The organism is Exiguobacterium sp. SH4S7, assembly GCF_004336795.1.
Lineage (GTDB): Bacteria > Bacillota > Bacilli > Exiguobacteriales > Exiguobacteriaceae > Exiguobacterium > Exiguobacterium aurantiacum_A.
Window position 1 is genome coordinate 1 of the sequence record NZ_SJUT01000030.1, and the last position, 380, is coordinate 380.

Below are 380 nucleotides of genomic sequence, written 5' to 3' on the forward strand. Positions count from 1 at the left end.
CACCGATGAGGTGAGCACTCGCTTCAGTATCCGTAACCCATGGTTTTCCCTGCGTGAAATGGCCATTAATGAGGTTGTACGGCATCTGCTGAAGCATATGCAGGATATTGATGAGACCAGAACGATCACGCTTATGGAAAAACTGATCGTTACGGGTGCTTCGCCGTTCTGGATAGCCGATTTTATGCGGGATCTTATCTGGGAACATGGACTTGCTCAGAATGCAGTACCTTCGCCTTCAGACGCTCTTTTCAGTCGCGATATTACGGAACGGTTGCGTGACAGGTTTGCGGAACGTATGAATCAACCAGAACTTCAGCAACAGCTTCTCCTGCGCAAGTCTCTTCTCGGGTATCTCTACGCCTGGAGAGACATGAGTT

Annotated in this window: 1 protein-coding gene; it reads right to left on the reverse strand. The window is 49.2% G+C overall.

What is annotated here, in order from left to right; all coding sequences use genetic code 11:
- The coding region (locus EVJ29_RS15595) for a hypothetical protein (RefSeq protein ID WP_236633575.1) at positions 1-208 on the reverse strand (208 nt) is incomplete at its 3' end.
- Positions 209-380: the final 172 nt, after the last annotated feature.